Origin of the sequence: Streptomyces sp. S3(2020), assembly GCF_013044505.1 — a bacterium.
GTDB lineage: Bacteria > Actinomycetota > Actinomycetes > Streptomycetales > Streptomycetaceae > Streptomyces.
The window spans coordinates 1-14,814 of sequence record NZ_JABERD010000227.1 but is presented as its reverse complement, the minus strand read 5'-3'; the positions used below and the strand labels follow the sequence as shown (position 1 = coordinate 14,814).

The window sequence follows — 14,814 nt, the reverse complement described above, 5'->3', positions numbered from 1 at the left end:
GCCTTGTACGCCGGATAGTGCACGGGAGCCGGCCCCGGCCCCCGCCGCGGCTCCCGTGCACTATCCGGCGTACAAGGCCCCGGCACCGCGGCCCGCCACCCGCGGCGGCACCTCGCCGCTCACCTTCGTCCTGCTCATCACGGTGCCCGCGCTGGTCGCCGTCGCCGCGCTGCGTCCGCGCTGACCCCTGGAGGCATCTCTTGCCGGAATGGCTTGTTCTCACCCTCGCGATGCTGGCCGCCTGTGGCGTGGTGGTCATCATCTCCGTCGTCCGCCACAAGGCGGCCTCCCATGACGAGGACCCCAGCGAGACCCCGGACGTCATCGAGTACATGACGATGTGGATCGGCGTGGTGTACGCCATCGTCCTGGGCCTGGCCATCGCGGGTGTCTGGGAGGGGCGCAGCGCCGCCCAGGACCACGTACAGGCGGAAGCCGTGGCCCTGCACGAGATCTCGGAGCGGGTGCGGGTCTACCCGGCCGACGCCCGTGACCGTATTCGGGACGATGTCAACGCCTATGTCGGACACGTGGTGAACACCGAGTGGAAGACGATGGCCGACCACGGCAAGGCCACCCAGCGCGGCGCCGACCTCCTCGACCGGATCCGCCGGGACGTCACCGACTACGAGCCGAGGACCGACTTCCAGGCCCAGGCCTACCAGCCGCTCGTCGACCAGGTGGCCGCGGCCGACCAGGCGCGCAACGCCCGGATCAACTCGATGGGGGCGACGATGCCGGGCGTGGTGTGGTTCGGGCTGATCGGCGGGGCCGTCGTCACCATCGGCATGGTCCTGGCCCTCCAGATCCGGCGTACGGCGCGCGAGCTGATCCTCGCGGGGATCTTCTCGGCGCTGATCGCCTTCCTGCTCTTCCTCATCTGGGACTTCGACGCGCCCTACAGCCGGGGCGTCACGGCGTCGGCGGAGCCGTTCCTGAACCTCTTCCCGGACGCCAAGCCCTGACGCGCACTCACCTGACGTACCGGCCGGGGGACGGCCGCCACGCCGTCACCGTCCCCCGGCCGGCCCACATCCGTGCCCCATTCGCCCGACAGCGTTCGCGCACATGTGCGTACCTTCCCTAGCGTTCCGGTCATCGAGGTGCATTTCTGGCGCAAGCGGAAAAGGTCCGCTGCTGCTCCTCGGGGACCCGGAGGATTCACCATGCGCGCGATACGCGTAGCCTCGGCCGCTCTGCTGGGCGTCAGTGCCCTCGCCCTCGCCGCACCGGCAGCCGTCGCCAACGGCGACAACATCACGCCGTTCGGCTTCAGCGTCCTGCCCTCGACCGTCGCGGCGGGCGGCCAGGTCACCCTGCAACTGCAGCGGGACAAGGGCGGCTGTGTCGGGTCCGCGACGGTCAGCTCGGGGGTGTTCGACACGATCTCCATCCCGGGCAACCGGTCGTCCGCGACGGCGGTCGTCGACTGGGACGCCAAACCGGGCGCCACGTACAAGGTGACGTTCTCCTGTGACGGGGTCAGCGGTTCGACACAGCTGACCATCGCCACCGGCCGCACGACCAACCCCACGCCCTATCCGTACCCCAACCAGGGTGTGCACGCCGGTGAGGGCGGCACGGTCGCCGGGTTCGACCTGAAGGAGATCGGGCTCGGTGCCGCGCTCATCGCCGGCTCGGTCGGGGCGGCGTACCACTTCTCGCGCCGCCGCACCGGCGAGGACGGCGGCTGACCGCTCCCCCGGACAGGCCTTCGCCCCGGAACCCTTCCCAGGGTCCGGGGCGAAGGCCTGTCCGGGTGTGCGCGGCTGTCTCCGAGGGGGGAGATCAGATGCGCTTCTCCGCGCGGCGGCGCATCCAGAACACCCCGCCGCCGATCGCGGCCGCGGCGACGAGCCCGCCGCCGATGGCCATGTCGGTCGGGGTCGCCCCGGTCGAGCTGCTGCCGCCGAGACCGCCGCGGACACCGCCGATGACGGTGAAGGCGTCGCTCCTGGTGAGCGGGCTCCGGTTGGTGCAGTTGACCGTGATGGAGTACTGGCCCGGGTTGGCGGTCGAGCTGACGGTGGCCGTACCCGTCGACGGGCTGCCGGCGGACAGGGTCACCGAACCGGTGAACGCGGGCGAGGAGGCGGTGCCTCCGTTGGGGCAGTTGTCGACGGTGATGGTCAGCTGACCACCGCGGGCGATGACGCTGGGCAGGGCGACGATGTTGCTCGGGCTGACGGCGCTGCCCGAACCGCCCGGCATCCCGTCGCGCGCTACGGCGGCGGGGGCGGCGAGTCCGAGGGCGGCGACCGCGGCGGCAGAGGCCGCCAGGGCACGGGTGGTACGCATGTGATCCTCCGCGGAAGACGCCCCGGGAACGGTCCCCGGTGGATCGGCGAGAAAGCGCCTCCCAGAAAGACCCTCAGATGCCGTGCACGCGGGCGCATTTCGGCGATGGTCCGTCCTGGTGAGAGGACACGCCGAGCGAAAAGCGCACAATCGGATATTGCCGCAGGTCACGGACCGTCAGAAAATTCCTGCCGTCGGCAACTCGGATGGCGCACCCACGGCGATGGGGGCCACCCGTTCGCTTCTGTCGCGTCGCCGGTTCCGTCCGCCGTACTTAGCGTTCTCGTATGCGCGAATGACGGGGCGACGGTCGCGTCGAGAGGGGAAGTCGAATGTCTGCGTCCGAGCTGGCCGAGCTGGCCGAAGAGGAGGAGCGGCGGAAGAAGCGCGCTCCTTGGGGCGTGATAGCGCTTGTTCTGCTGACCGGCCTCGCTCTCATTCGGAACGGTTCGGGAGAGTTCGACGTGGGTCCGCCGCAGCCGGCGACCGCCGCCGCGGCGGACAGCCGTGTTCCCGGCACCTTCGCCGGATCGGCGGCACCGCAGCCGTTCTCCGAGCCCGACCGCATCAGGATCCCGGCGATCCAGGTCGACGCGCCGGTCATGCCCGTCGGCCTGGACGCCGACGGCTGGGTGGGCGCGCCGCCACCGGAGGACCCGAACCTGGCCGGCTGGTTCACCGGCGCCGTCTCGCCCGGCGAGAAGGGCACCGCCATCCTCGTGGGCCATGTCGACAACAAACTGGGCCCCGCCGTGTTCTACGGACTCGGGGCCCTGAAAAAGGGAAACCGCGTCGAGGTGCGGCGCAGGGACGGCAAGACGGCCGTGTTCGAGATCTACGGCATCGAGGTCTTCGAGAAGAACAACTTCCCGGGCGACCGCGTCTACGGCTCCAAGGGAACTCCGGAACTGCGCGTCATCACCTGCGGCGGGGGTTTCTCCAAGCAGAACGGTTACGCGGGGAATGTCGTCACCTTCGCCCGCCTGGTCGAGGTCCGCTGAGCGTCCCCGACCGGGCGGGCCGGTCCGGCGTTACGCGTACTGCCGTCTCGGGACGGTGATGTGGTAGCCGGAGTCCAGGAGTTGCGGCAGATAGTCGCGCAGCGCCCGGACACTCTGGGAGCGGTCGCCCCCGGCGTCGTGGGAGAGCACCACGACGCCGGGGGCGGCGCCGTTCTCGACCCGGCCGACGATGGTGCGGGCCGCGGGGGCGGTCCAGTCGAGCGTGTCGACGGTCCAGGCGAGGGGGTCCATGCCGAGTTCGGCGCCGAGCTGGAAGGCGGCGCGGTTCCAGGCGCCGTAGGGCGCGCGGAACCATTGCGGGCGTTCGCCGTAGGCCTCCTCGATGACGTCGCAGGTGCGTTCCATCTCGGAGCGGATGCGGCCCCGGCTCAGCCGGGTGAGCAGGGGGTGGGACCAGGTGTGGTTGCCGACGACATGGCCCTCGTCGGACATGCGGGCCAGCAGGTCCTTGTTGTCGACCGCCATCTCGCCGCAGACGAAGAACATCGCGCGGACGTCGTACTCGGCCAGTGTGTCCAGGATGTGGGGGGTGTAGCGGGGATCGGGCCCGTCGTCGAAGGTCAGCACCATGGTGCGGCCGCGCCCGGACACCCGGAGCAGCGGCTCGTGACGCACCGGCGTGCGACGGGGGGCGGTGCGCGGCGGGCCGTAGCCGGTCAGGGGCTGGAGGCGGTAGGCGGACGGCTTGAGCGGGCGGTGCGCCGGGGGGCCCGCGGCGGGGAGCACGGGCCGCTTCGGGGTGTCGCCGGTGCTCGCCGCGAACAGTCCGGCCGTGCCGGCCGCACCGACAGCGGCGGCGCCGGCGAGCAGGGCCCGGCGTCGCGAGAGCAGCCGTGTGAGCAACTGATCCTTCGTCATGACTCATCAGTCGCCCGAAGAACGGCCGACGCACCAGGACTACACCGGTGCGGCGGCGGGAAAGCACCCGCCCGGCCTATGAGGGACCGTCAGCGGCGGCGCACCAGCGGGAACGGCAGCGTCTCGCGGATCGTCAGGCCGGTGAGGAACATGACGAGCCGGTCGACACCGATTCCGAGGCCCCCGGTGGGCGGCATCGCGTACTCCAGGGCGTCGAGGAAGTCCTCGTCGAGCTCCATCGCCTCGGGGTCTCCCCCGGCGGCGAGCAGCGACTGGGCGGTGAGGCGGCGGCGCTGCTCGACGGGGTCGGTGAGCTCGGAGTAGGCGGTGCCGAGTTCGGTGCCGAAGGCGACGAGGTCCCAGCGCTCGGCGAGCCGCGGGTCTCCCCGGTGCTGGCGGGTGAGCGGGGAGACGTCGGTCGGGAAGTCCTTGTAGAAGGTGGGCAGCTGGGTCTTCTCCTCGACGAGCCGTTCGTACATCTCCAGGACGACGTCGCCGCGGCCGTCGTCGCCGGTGTACGGCACGCCCGCGCGGTCGCAGTGCCGGTGCAGCCGCAGCAGGTCGGTGTCGGCGTCGATCTCCTCCCCCAGTGCCTCGGAGAGGGCGCCGTAGACGGTCTTGACCGGCCATGCCCCCGAGATGTCGTACTCCTGGCCGTCCTTGCGGGCGATCGGCGAGCCGAAGGCGGCGGTGGCGGCGCCCTGGACGAGTTCGCGGGTGAGGTCGAGCATGACGTCGTAGTCGGCGAAGGCCTGGTAGGCCTCCAGCATCGTGAACTCGGGGTTGTGCTTGTAGGAGACGCCCTCGTTGCGGAAGGTGCGGCCCATCTCGAAGACCTTCTCCAGGCCGCCGACGCACAGCCGTTTGAGATAGAGCTCGGGGGCGATGCGCAGGTACAGGTCGAGGTCGTAGGCGTTGATGTGGGTGGTGAAGGGGCGGGCGTTGGCGCCGCCGTGGATCTGCTGGAGCATCGGCGTCTCGACCTCCAGGTAGCCGCGCTCCAGCAGGCCCTGGCGCAGGGCCTGTACGGCGGTGGAGCGGGCGCGGACGACGTCGCGGGCGGCGGGGCTGGAGACCAGGTCGAGATAGCGCATCCGGACCTTGGCCTCGGGGTCGGTGAGGCCGCGGCGTTTGTCGGGGAGGGGGCGCAGGCACTTGCCGAGGAGTTGCCAGGAGCTGACGAAGACGGTCGGTTCGCCCTTGTCGCTGACGCCGGCCGTGCCCGTGGCGGTGATGTGGTCGCCGATGTCGGTGTCCGATCGGAAGCGGTCCACGCCGTCGTGGGTGAGCGCCAGTTGGTGGTCCCCGGACCAGTCGCGCAGGGTGACGAAGACGATGCCGCCGAAGTCGCGCACCCGCATGATCCGCCCCGCGACGGTGACCTGCTCGCCCTCGCGGACCTCGGCGAGGGCATGGGTGCGGGCGGGAACGCCCACCGGGTAGGGGTCGATGCCCTCGGCGCGCAGCCGGTCCAGTTTCCGGTGCCGGATGCGGGCCTGTTCGGGCAGGCCCGCATCCGGGCCGGCTGCCCCGGCCTGGTCCCCTCCGTCGAGGCCGAGCGCCGACAGCGGCGGCAGGCCCTCGGTGGTGGCCGGCCGCGGCCCGGTTCTCGGGTGCCCCTTTCCCCAGAGTTTGCGCAGCGAGGGTACGGAGACGAATCCCTCGGCGATGCCGGAGGCGAGGCCGATGCGGGCGAGGGCGCCGGTCTCGCCGTAGCAGATGAAGCGCGGGTACCACTCGGGGTGGTATTTGGCGTTGGAGCGGTAGAGGGCCTCCAGCTGCCACCACCTGGAGAAGAACAGCAGCAGCCGGCGCCAGAGGCGGAGCACCGGTCCGGCGCCGATGCGGGCGCCCTCCTCGAAGACCGAGCGGAAGACGGCGAAGTTGAGGGAGATCCGGCGGACGCCGGACTTCGGTGCGACGGCGCACAGTTCGGCGACCATGAACTCCATGACGCCGTTGGGTGCGCTGCGGTCACGGCGCATCAGGTCCAGGGAGACGCCGTCGGTGCCCCAGGGGACGAAGGACAGCAGGGCGAGCAGTTTGCCGTCCTCGCCGAGGGCTTCCACGAGGAGGCAGTCGCCGTCCGCGGGGTCGCCGAGGCGGTCCAGGGCCATGGAGAAGCCGCGTTCGGTCTCGGTGTCGCGCCAGGCGTCGGCCTTGTCGACGACCTCCTCCATCTCCGCGTCGGTCAGGGCGGAGTGGCGGCGGATGCGGCAGTGGGCGCCGGTGCGGCGGACCCGGTTCACGGCCTGCCGGGTGACCCGCATGTCGCGGCCGCCGAGGTCGAAGCCGGCCACGTTCAGGATCGCCTCGTCGCCGAGTTGGAGCGCGCCGAGTCCGGCGCGGGCGTAGGCCTTGGCGCCGTCCTCGGATGCGCCCATGGCGGCGGGCGCCCAGGCGTGTCTGCGGGCCGCGTCGAGCCAGGCGGCGATGGCGTGCGGCCAGGCTTCGCGGTCGCCGACGGGGTCGCCGCTGGCGAGACAGACGCCGGCCTCGACGCGGTAGGTGACGGCGGCCTTGCCGCTGGGCGAGAAGACGACGGCCTTGTCGCGCCGGGTGGCGAAGTAGCCGAGGGAGTCCTTCTCGCCGTAGGTCTTCAGGAGCGCCCTGATCCGGGTCTCCTCGTCGCCGTGCAGGGCCGCCTCCATGCGCTGGGAGCGGAAGAGGGTGGCGGCGGCGTTGAGGAGGGCGAGGGCGCCGAACAGGCCGAGGAGGAAGAACAGGGCGCGGGGCGGTCGGCCGTCGAAGGAGCGGGCGGAGACCAGGCCGCCGCAGACGCGGTCGGCGGCCCACAGCAGGCGCTGGCCGCGGGGCAGCGTGCCGGGGAAGAGCTCGACCAGGCCCCAGCCGGCCAGGATGCCCAGGAGCAGGCCGGCCAGCAGGACCAGGACCGCCCGTCGGACGGCGGCGCGGCGGGAGGCGCCGTAGAACTCCTTGCGGGCGACGACGAGCAGGGCCAGCGCGAGTGCGCATACGACGAGGGACGGGATGGAGTCGGCGTAGAGGCCGACGGCCACGCCGAGGGCGTCGACGAGGACGAGCAGGCCCAGGTAGACGACGACCAGCCACCAGGCGACCTTCTTGCGGGCGGCGGTGGCGCCGGCGAGCAGGAAGAGGAAGACGGCGTAGGCGAGGTTGGCGCTGACCGGGACGATCAGCAGGTCCAGGAGGCGGACGACGGGGCGCAGGAGTCTGCGCAGCGGCGGGATGAGGGCGAGCAGCAGGCACAGCAGTCCGAGGGCGCCGAAGAAGGCCGCGAAGGCTTCCGGCACCCTGCTGAGGAGGCCGCTGCCGGGCCGTCGTGTCGGGCCCGTGGTGTCCTTCGCCGGTACGGCCTCGACGGTGGCACTCATGTTCCGACTGTAGGAACAGCCGGGCGGTACCGCCCGTCGAAAGGCCCCGCTCGGCGGCGGGACCTGGGGATTCCGATAGCCTCCAGCCGTGACGGAACAGCACTCGCACCGGTTCGAGCGGGGCACGGACGGGCCGAAGGTCATCGTGGTCGGCGTGGACGGCTCCGACTCCTCCCTCCGGGCGGCCGCCTACGCCGGCGGCCTGGCCCGCCGCCAGCACGCTCTCCTCGCGGTCGTGTACGTGCAGCCGGTGATGACGGCGGGCGCGGCGCTCGGGGCGCCGGTCGCGGAGACGACCGACGAGATCGCCGAGGATCTGGTCGCCCAGATCCGGGAGGCGACCGAGCGCACCAAGGGGATATTCGATGTGCGCTGGGAGTTCCACACGTTCCGCGGCGATCCCTACAGCGGGCTGGTGAAGGCCTCGGACGAGCTCAAGGCGGACGCCGTGGTGGTGGGCGCCTCCGAACAGGCCGGTCACCGGATCGTCGGCTCGGTCGCGGTGCGGCTGGTGAAGGCCGGGCGGTGGCCGGTGACCGTGGTGCCGTAGGGCTGTTCAGAGGGCGCGGAGGAAGTCGAGCAGGATCGCGTCGAACTCCTCGGGCTTCTCCAGGTTCGGGTAGTGGCCCACGCCGTCGATGGTCACGGCGCGGCCGTCGGGGACGGTACGGGCCAGCCGTTCGGCGGCGTCGAGCATCTCGGCGGGTTCGAGGGTTCCGTTGAGGGCGAGCACCGGGACGTCGATCTTCGGGGCGCGCGACCAGGAGTCGGTCACCGGCACGAGCCGGTTCGGCTCGCCGGGTGTGTGCTTGGAGATCGAGTGGAGGGCCATCTCCCGCAGGCGGCGCGGGATCTCCAGCGCGATGTCGTCCAGGGTCCGGTGTTCACCGGGCACGACCCGCGCGAAGGCGGCGAGCCAGCCCTCGATGTCACCGGCGCCCAGGGTGCGGGCGTACTCGGCCTGGATCTCCTTGGTCCAGGGGTCCGAGTACTGGAAGTCGCCGGTCGCGGCGCCGCAGGTGACGACCGCGCGCACGAGGTCGGGGTACTCCAGGACGGTGTCGGTGGCGATCACCCCGCCCATCGACAGGCCGACGAGGACGGCGGGCCCCGCGTCGAGATGACGGAGCAGTCCGGCCAGGTCGTCGGCCCAGCGGAACGGCTCGGTGGCGTTGGCGGACCATCCGTGGCCCCGCACGTCCGGCACGATGACGCGGTGTCCGGCGGCGAGGGCCGGTATCTGGGCGTCCCAGAACCGGTGGTCGACGTACCCGGAGTGAAGCAGGACCACGGGGATGCCCGAGCCGGTGTCGGTGTAGGCGAGATCGCCGTCGGTGGACGTGAAGTAGCTCAGTTCCGAAGCAACTGTCATGACAACCAAGGTGTCATCTTCTGGTCGCTTTGACAACCGAGGTGTCACAATGACGACGTGAACGACATCGACGAACCCCTCCCACCCGACGAGCTCGGCCACCGCGTCAGTGAGGTGTTCGACCTGGTCGGCGCGCTCTACCGGCGCGGTCTGCGCAAGCTGGAGCAGAGCGAGGCGGTCGAGGGGGTGTCCGTCGGGGTGCGTTCCGTGCTGGTCCTGCTGCACAGGTACGGGCCCATGACGGTGCCTCAGATGGGCCGGATCATGGCACTGACCCGGCAGTTCGTGCAGCGGATGACCAACGAGGCGCTGGAGCGCGGCTGGGCGGAGACCACACCCAACCCCGCGCACCAGCGGTCCTCGCTCATTCGCATCACGGGGGACGGTGAGGCCGTCGTCACCGGGATCCTCGCGCGCGAGCACGCCCTGAACCGGCAGGTCGGCGGTGAGCTGACCGAGGCCGAGCTCAAGGCGTGCGCGCGCGTGCTGAAGGAGATGCTGCGGACGTTCGACCACGTGGACGTGGACTGACCTCCGGCGCCCTCTTCTCCTTCCCTACTCCCCCATCGTCAGGCCGTCCTTCGCCGCGCCCCGGCTCAGCACCACGTCCCGGATGCGGTCGCGCACGCCGGTGAGTTCGGCGCCCCGCGCGATCACCTCGTTGAGGTTCAGCACCCGGCCGGCGTCGATGTCGAACAGCTGCGGGATGAACTCGGCCTTCTTCACCTCCCAGCGGCCGCCCGGCTTCCCCGGCGGGACGAAGGTGAAGCGGGCGAGGGTGGACTGGTTGCCGCGTGGGTCCTGCGCGCCCAGGTGGTTGAACATCTCGCCGGCGACCTGGTCGCCCATGCCGTAGACCACCCAGGTGCCGTTGACCTTCTCGTACGCCTGCGGGACATGGGCGTGGGTGCCGAGGACGAGGTCGATGTCGGGGCGGCCGTCCGTACGGGCCGCGGTGAGGGAGCGCGCCAGCGTGAGCTGGCGGTCGTCGGGGGCGTCCTGCCATTCGGTGCCCCAGTGCACGGAGACGACGACCACGTCGGCGCCGGCCCGCCGGGCGGCTCGGGCGTCGGCGAGGATCCTGCCCTCGTCGATGAGGTTGACGGCCCAGGGCTGCCCCTGCGGCAGCGGGTAGCCGTTGGTGTCGTAGGTGTACGCGAGATGGGCGACCTTCGCGGCGCCCGCGCGCAGCAGCGTGACGGTCCGCGCCTCGGCCTCGGTGCGTGCGCTGCCGGCGTGCCGTACGCCCTGGCGGTCGAGGGCGTCGAGGGTGCGGCTGATGCCCTGGGCGCCGTCGTCGAGGCTGTGGTTGGAAGCGGTGGAGCAGCCGTCGTAGCCGGTGGCGGCGAGGCCCTGGGCGACTTCGGGCGGGGATTTGAAGGCGGGGTATCCGGTGTAGTCGCCGTCGGCGCCGTAGACGGTCTCCATGTGGCACAGCGCCAGATCGGCGCGGGAGACCACGGGTTCGACGCCGGAGAGCATCGGGCGGAAGTCGTAGCCGGTACCGCCCGCGTCGAAGCGGGCGCGGTCGATGACGGAGCTGTGCGGGAGGACGTCGCCGGAGGCGACGAGCGTGAAGCCGCGGGGCCCGTCGGCGGACGGGGCCGGACGGCCGGGGCGGTCGGGAGGGTCGTGGTCCTGGGCCTGGCAGGCGGCGCCCGCGGTCAGCAACGCCGTGAGGGCCAGGGCCACCTGTCGTCTGCGTGCAATCATCAGCTCACCCCACTGTGATCGTATTTACGCACAAATAAGTACGAAGATGAGCAGCGCCGCAAACTGCCCGGGCACGTTCATTCGCCCGATGGAAGATGCGGAGGGAACCGTTCGTCGTACCGTTCGTCGACGCGATCGACCGTCCGCCGCAGATCCGGGTGCGTGCCCTGTCCCTCGCGGTCACGCTGCGATGCCATACGGCCATGACGGCCGGAACCACGCTCACGAACGGGACGACCGCCGAGCACGAGCTCGCCGCACTGCAGCGGGAGCACGGCCGGCCGCTCTTCGCATTGCTCCTCCGGCTGTGCGACGGAGACCGGCAGCGCGCCGAGGACCTCGTCCAGGAGACCCTCGTACGGGCCTGGCAGCATCCCGAGGCCCTGCGCGCCGACGACTTCGACTCCGTACGGCCCTGGCTGCTGACCGTGGGGCGGCGCCTCGCGATCGACGCACGGCGGGCCCGGCAGGCGCGGCCGCCGGAGGTCGGGGACGCGATCCTGGAGAACGCGCGGGTCTGCGCCGATCACGCCGAACGGGCGGCGGCGACCCTCGATGTACGCGAGGCTGTGAAGACACTCACTCCGGAGCACCGTGAAGTCCTGGTGCTCGTGTATTTCCAGGGGGCGAGTGTGGCGGAGGCCGCGGCGGCGCTCGGGATTCCGCCCGGTACCGTGAAGTCCCGCGCGTACTACGCGCTGCGTGCCCTGCGCCGGGTCCTGCCCGGATACGCGGCCGACCTGCGCTGAAACCCATGTTGCGGCAAAGCCTTCGTAAAGCGCCTTGCTGAGGACCATGGTTGAGTAATCGGCTGTCTTCATCCGTGTTCCGCACTGGGGCCCGGCACCGGGCTACGCGCACGCACCGGAGGAAGGCAGGAAGGGATGCTGCACAGAGGTCAAGAGAGCACGGACGGCGCCGGTGGCGGTGAACTCACCGTCCCCATGGCCTGGTTGTACGCCGAGTACATCGCCGACGAGCTGCTGCGGACCGGCGATCTGATGCCGCCGACGTCCTTCGAGTTCCGCGCCGGGCGTGACGCCCTGGCGCTGACCATCTTCCTGTCCGACACCGACGGCGAGCTGTCCGGCATCCGGGTCGTCTCCCAGCTGGAGACCTGGCTGTCGCTTACGGCGTACGACCAGCCGTGGCAGGACTGGGTGCGCGAGCGCATGGCGGGGCTCGCGGCCGAGGCGATCGAATCCGGGGCTCCCGCACCCGACTTGGACCTGGCCGAGCTGGCCTGGCAATGGTTGGAGGAGACCGAGCTCCTCGCCCCGGACCTCAACGCGGTGCCCGGCGGCGGCTCCGGCATCGGGGAGGACGAGGGGCCGCAGGTGTGGACGAAGGCCTGGCAGCTCGGGCTGCCGCTCGGACATCTCGCCATCCATCTGTTCTGAGCCGTGCGCCGCCTGGGGGTTCCGGCCGCGCACGGTCGCGGAAGGGGCGGTCCCGGACTTTTTTCGAACGGGACCAATCCTCGCGGCGGGCCGCTCCGAATCCAAAGGTTGCGATTCTGTGCGGGGCTTGAGTGATTCGACGGTCCGCTGCGTACGGGTGGGAGCAAGGAGTAACCCCACCCGCACCCAACGGCACGAGGATTCCGCATGAGGTCCCAGGAGAGGCATCGCGACGTCGCCGCGTACGCGCTCGGCGTGCTGGAAGAGGCGGACGCCTTCCGCTTCGAGGATCACCTCATGGAGTGCCCTCGGTGCGCTGCGCACGTCACCGAATTCGGCCCCATAACCCGTCAGTTGATGCTGTACCGGCGCTCCACCCCGCAGTTCGTGAGTCCGCTGGCCAAGCCCGGCCCGCGGATGCTGGACCGGCTGCTCTCCGAGGTCGGGGCGCGCCATCGGTCCGGCCGCAGGCGGTTCCTGTGCGCCGTGGCGGCGACCGTCGCGTTCGCGGTGGCCGGACCCGGGATCGTGGTCGTCGCCGGGGGCGGCGGGGACGAGGCCCGGCAGATCGAGGCGACCGACGCACGCTCCGGAGTCTGGGCCCAGGTCACGGCCGCGGACGAGACCGCGGGCACCCAGGTGGAGCTGAAGGTGAAGGACGGGGCCGGCCCCCGCACCTGTCTCCTGGTGATCGTCGGCCACGACGGCACCGAGGAGACGGTCACCACCTGGAGCGTCCCGCGTCACGACGCCCGTGAGCTCGTCATGAACGGCGCCTCGTCCTACCACCCCGCCCAGATCGCCCGTTACGAGGTCCGCACCACCGACGGCGAGCACCTGGTGACACTCAACTCCGGCTGAGGGCGAACGCGGAGCACGGTCCCGGCGTCTCAGGAGCGACAACCGTTCGGTCCTGGGGGAACACATGCGTACACATGTCGCGCGCGCTGTCGGTCTATTGGTTCCGTTCGCACTGCTCCTCGCCGGCTGCGGCAGCGAGCACGGCTCCTCACGGGCTCAGACCCGCGAGTCCGAGTCCCGGGCCCGGAAGGTGGCCGACGCCTGGGACGGCTCGCGGGCCGCCGAGGTGTGGCGCGCGGGCTACTACCCCATGGCGGACGTGGTCCAGCTGCCCGACAACGCCTTCCGCGACGAGGACGACAAGGAGGCCTACGGCAACCAGAACTTCGTCCTCGACGGTGAACTGCCCACCACCTCGCCCGAGAAGGGCAAGGTCGAGTGGCGGAGCGGCGGTTCACTCGCCCTGCCCCTCATGGACGCACGACGGGCGTACGACAGTGTGGCCCGCGGCGGCGGCGACGGACCGCATCTGACCGTGACCAAGGTGAAGTTGGGCACGACGTCCCTGGTCACCAGCCGGGGCCCGGCCACCGTCCCGGCCTGGCTCTTCACGCTGAAGGGGTACGACACTCCGCTCAAACGCGTCGCCATCGAACCCTCGGAACTTCCCGAGTCGCCGATCGGGCCCGCCCGGGAGACTCCCATGGACACGCTGATGCCGCTGGAACAGTTCATCAAAGCCGGCCCGGACGGCCGGTCCGTCACCGTTCTCGCGGGCCACGGGGCCTGCGACGACGGGCCCGCCGTGCATGCCCTGGAGACCGACGGCAGTGTGGTGCTGTCCGCGGCGATCGTCGGATCGAACGACGGTCCGTGCACCGCCCAGCTGCTCATGGAGAAGGTGACCGTGAAGCTGGAGAGGGAGCTCGGCGACCGGGTACTGCTGGACGCGTTCACGGGTGCGCCGGTGAAACACGGGCACCGCACTACTTGAGCAGCTTCGACATCCTGCGGTCCGCCAGTGGCTTGCCGCCCGTCTGGCAGGTCGGGCAGTACTGGAGGGAGGAGTCGCTGAAGGAGACCTCGCGGACGGTGTCACCGCACACGGGGCAGGGCTCGCCGGTGCGGCCGTGGACGCGCAGTCCGCTCTTCTTCTCGGCCTTCAGACGCCCGGCCGCCACCCCGCGGGAGCGTTCGACCGCCTCCCGCAGGGTGCCCCTCAAGGCCTCGTACAGGCGTCCCGTCTCCTGCGGGGTCAGGGAGGCGGCCAGTTTGAAGGGGGACATCCTCGCCGCGTGGAGGATCTCGTCGCTGTAGGCGTTGCCCACCCCGGCGATCAGGCCCTGGTCGCGCAGGGCGCCCTTGATCTGGCGGCGTTCGTTCGCCAGCAGGTCCGCGAACCGCCGCTCGTCGAAGTCGTCGGCGAGCGGGTCGGGGCCGAGCCGGGCCACGCCCGGTACGTCCCGCGGGTCCCGGACGACGTACACCGCGAGGCGCTTCTGGGTGCCCGCCTCGGTCAGGTCGAAGCCGGCGCCCGTCTCCAGGGCGACCCGCAACGCGAGGGGGCCCTTGCCGGGCTTGGGCGGACCGGAGGGGAGGGTGTCCTTCCAGTGCAGCCAGCCGGCGCGGGCCAGGTGGGTCACGAAGTGCGGGCCGCCGTCGGTGACGAGGTCCAAGAACTTGCCGTGCCGGTGCACCGCGGTGACCTCGTGGCCCTCCACGGCGGTGAGCGGAGGGTCGTACGTCTTCAGGACGCTGATCGCCACGGGCAGCACCCGCACGATCTCGTGGCCGACCAGGTTCTCGGTCAGGAAGTCCTTGAGCGCTTCGACCTCGGGGAGTTCCGGCATACGTCCAGAGTGCCACCGGAGGCAGGAGTGCTCAGCTCCGGTCCCGCACCACGAACTCGCACCACACGCACTTGCCGCCGCCCCGCGCCTCCACGCCCCACACGTCGGTGAGCAGGTCGACCAGGAGCAGGCCCCGCCCCGAGA

At 71.2% G+C, this 14,814-nt stretch carries 15 protein-coding genes and 1 pseudogene; 10 read left to right on the top strand and 6 right to left on the bottom strand.

Annotated features, from left to right (window positions below; all coding sequences use genetic code 11):
• From HLK59_RS41565 to HLK59_RS41555, 3 genes and pseudogenes are all read left to right on the top strand, one after another.
• A pseudogene (locus tag HLK59_RS41565) lies at positions 1 to 184 on the top strand (hypothetical protein); the annotation flags it as partial.
• Positions 185 to 200: 16 nt separating this feature from the next.
• A complete protein-coding gene (locus HLK59_RS41560) occupies positions 201 to 965 on the top strand; it encodes a DUF4239 domain-containing protein (protein ID WP_171146846.1) in 765 nt (254 codons plus the stop codon).
• Between the two features lie 201 nt (positions 966 to 1,166).
• On the top strand, positions 1,167 to 1,694 hold the full coding sequence (locus tag HLK59_RS41555; RefSeq protein WP_171146845.1) for a hypothetical protein: 528 nt from the start codon (positions 1,167 to 1,169) through the stop codon (positions 1,692 to 1,694).
• Positions 1,695 to 1,788: 94 nt separating this feature from the next.
• Here the strand turns inward: HLK59_RS41555 and HLK59_RS41550 are convergent, their stop codons facing one another.
• Positions 1,789 to 2,298, bottom strand: coding sequence for a hypothetical protein (locus tag HLK59_RS41550; RefSeq protein ID WP_171146844.1), 510 nt, complete (start codon positions 2,296 to 2,298; stop codon positions 1,789 to 1,791).
• Between the two features lie 332 nt (positions 2,299 to 2,630).
• On the opposite strand from HLK59_RS41550, the gene HLK59_RS41545 reads away from it, so the two are divergent.
• Positions 2,631 to 3,299, top strand: coding sequence for a class F sortase (locus tag HLK59_RS41545; RefSeq protein ID WP_171146843.1), 669 nt, complete (start codon positions 2,631 to 2,633; stop codon positions 3,297 to 3,299).
• A 30-nt stretch (positions 3,300 to 3,329) separates the two neighbouring features.
• Here HLK59_RS41545 and HLK59_RS41540 read toward each other — a convergent pair whose 3' ends face one another.
• Both HLK59_RS41540 and lysX read right to left on the bottom strand, forming a co-directional pair.
• A complete protein-coding gene (locus tag HLK59_RS41540) occupies positions 3,330 to 4,178 on the bottom strand; it encodes a polysaccharide deacetylase family protein (RefSeq protein ID WP_171146842.1) in 849 nt (282 codons plus the stop codon).
• An 89-nt stretch (positions 4,179 to 4,267) separates the two neighbouring features.
• The gene (lysX, locus tag HLK59_RS41535) at positions 4,268 to 7,534 is read right to left on the bottom strand and encodes a bifunctional lysylphosphatidylglycerol synthetase/lysine--tRNA ligase LysX (RefSeq protein WP_171146841.1); all 3,267 of its coding nucleotides are present in this window, start codon (positions 7,532 to 7,534) and stop codon (positions 4,268 to 4,270) included.
• 88 nt (positions 7,535 to 7,622) lie between these two features.
• On the opposite strand from lysX, the gene HLK59_RS41530 reads away from it, so the two are divergent.
• Complete coding sequence (locus HLK59_RS41530) at positions 7,623 to 8,084, top strand: universal stress protein (protein WP_171146840.1); 462 nt, start codon at positions 7,623 to 7,625, stop codon at positions 8,082 to 8,084.
• A gap of 6 nt (positions 8,085 to 8,090) precedes the next feature.
• Here the strand turns inward: HLK59_RS41530 and HLK59_RS41525 are convergent, their stop codons facing one another.
• Entirely contained in the window at positions 8,091 to 8,906 is an 816-nt protein-coding gene (locus HLK59_RS41525; RefSeq protein WP_171146839.1) for an alpha/beta hydrolase, read from the bottom strand.
• Positions 8,907 to 8,963: 57 nt separating this feature from the next.
• On the opposite strand from HLK59_RS41525, the gene HLK59_RS41520 reads away from it, so the two are divergent.
• Positions 8,964 to 9,437 (top strand): MarR family transcriptional regulator, encoded by a 474-nt coding sequence (locus tag HLK59_RS41520; protein WP_171146838.1) that lies wholly within the window; start codon positions 8,964 to 8,966, stop codon positions 9,435 to 9,437.
• A 24-nt stretch (positions 9,438 to 9,461) separates the two neighbouring features.
• Here the strand turns inward: HLK59_RS41520 and HLK59_RS41515 are convergent, their stop codons facing one another.
• Positions 9,462 to 10,619, bottom strand: coding sequence for a CapA family protein (locus tag HLK59_RS41515; RefSeq protein ID WP_171146837.1), 1,158 nt, complete (start codon positions 10,617 to 10,619; stop codon positions 9,462 to 9,464).
• A 203-nt stretch (positions 10,620 to 10,822) separates the two neighbouring features.
• Here HLK59_RS41515 and HLK59_RS41510 point away from each other — a divergent pair, with 203 nt between their 5' ends.
• The 4 genes from HLK59_RS41510 to HLK59_RS41495 all read left to right on the top strand — a co-directional run bounded on the left by HLK59_RS41510 (position 10,823) and on the right by HLK59_RS41495 (position 13,814).
• Positions 10,823 to 11,368, top strand: a complete 546-nt coding sequence (locus HLK59_RS41510; protein WP_171146847.1) for a sigma-70 family RNA polymerase sigma factor — start codon at positions 10,823 to 10,825, stop codon at positions 11,366 to 11,368.
• A 135-nt stretch (positions 11,369 to 11,503) separates the two neighbouring features.
• Positions 11,504 to 12,019 carry a hypothetical protein gene (locus HLK59_RS41505; RefSeq protein ID WP_171146836.1) on the top strand — a complete coding sequence of 172 codons (516 nt, stop codon included), beginning with the start codon at positions 11,504 to 11,506 and terminating at the stop codon, positions 12,017 to 12,019.
• Positions 12,020 to 12,226: 207 nt separating this feature from the next.
• Positions 12,227 to 12,880, top strand: a complete 654-nt coding sequence (locus tag HLK59_RS41500) for a zf-HC2 domain-containing protein (protein WP_171146835.1) — start codon at positions 12,227 to 12,229, stop codon at positions 12,878 to 12,880.
• Positions 12,881 to 12,944: 64 nt separating this feature from the next.
• On the top strand, positions 12,945 to 13,814 hold the full coding sequence (locus HLK59_RS41495) for a hypothetical protein (RefSeq protein WP_171146834.1): 870 nt from the start codon (positions 12,945 to 12,947) through the stop codon (positions 13,812 to 13,814).
• Here HLK59_RS41495 and HLK59_RS41490 read toward each other — a convergent pair.
• A complete protein-coding gene (locus tag HLK59_RS41490) occupies positions 13,807 to 14,670 on the bottom strand; it encodes an Fpg/Nei family DNA glycosylase (protein WP_171146833.1) in 864 nt (287 codons plus the stop codon). The two genes, HLK59_RS41495 and HLK59_RS41490, sit on opposite strands and share 8 nt — an antisense overlap.
• Between the last annotated feature and the right edge of the window lie 144 nt (positions 14,671 to 14,814).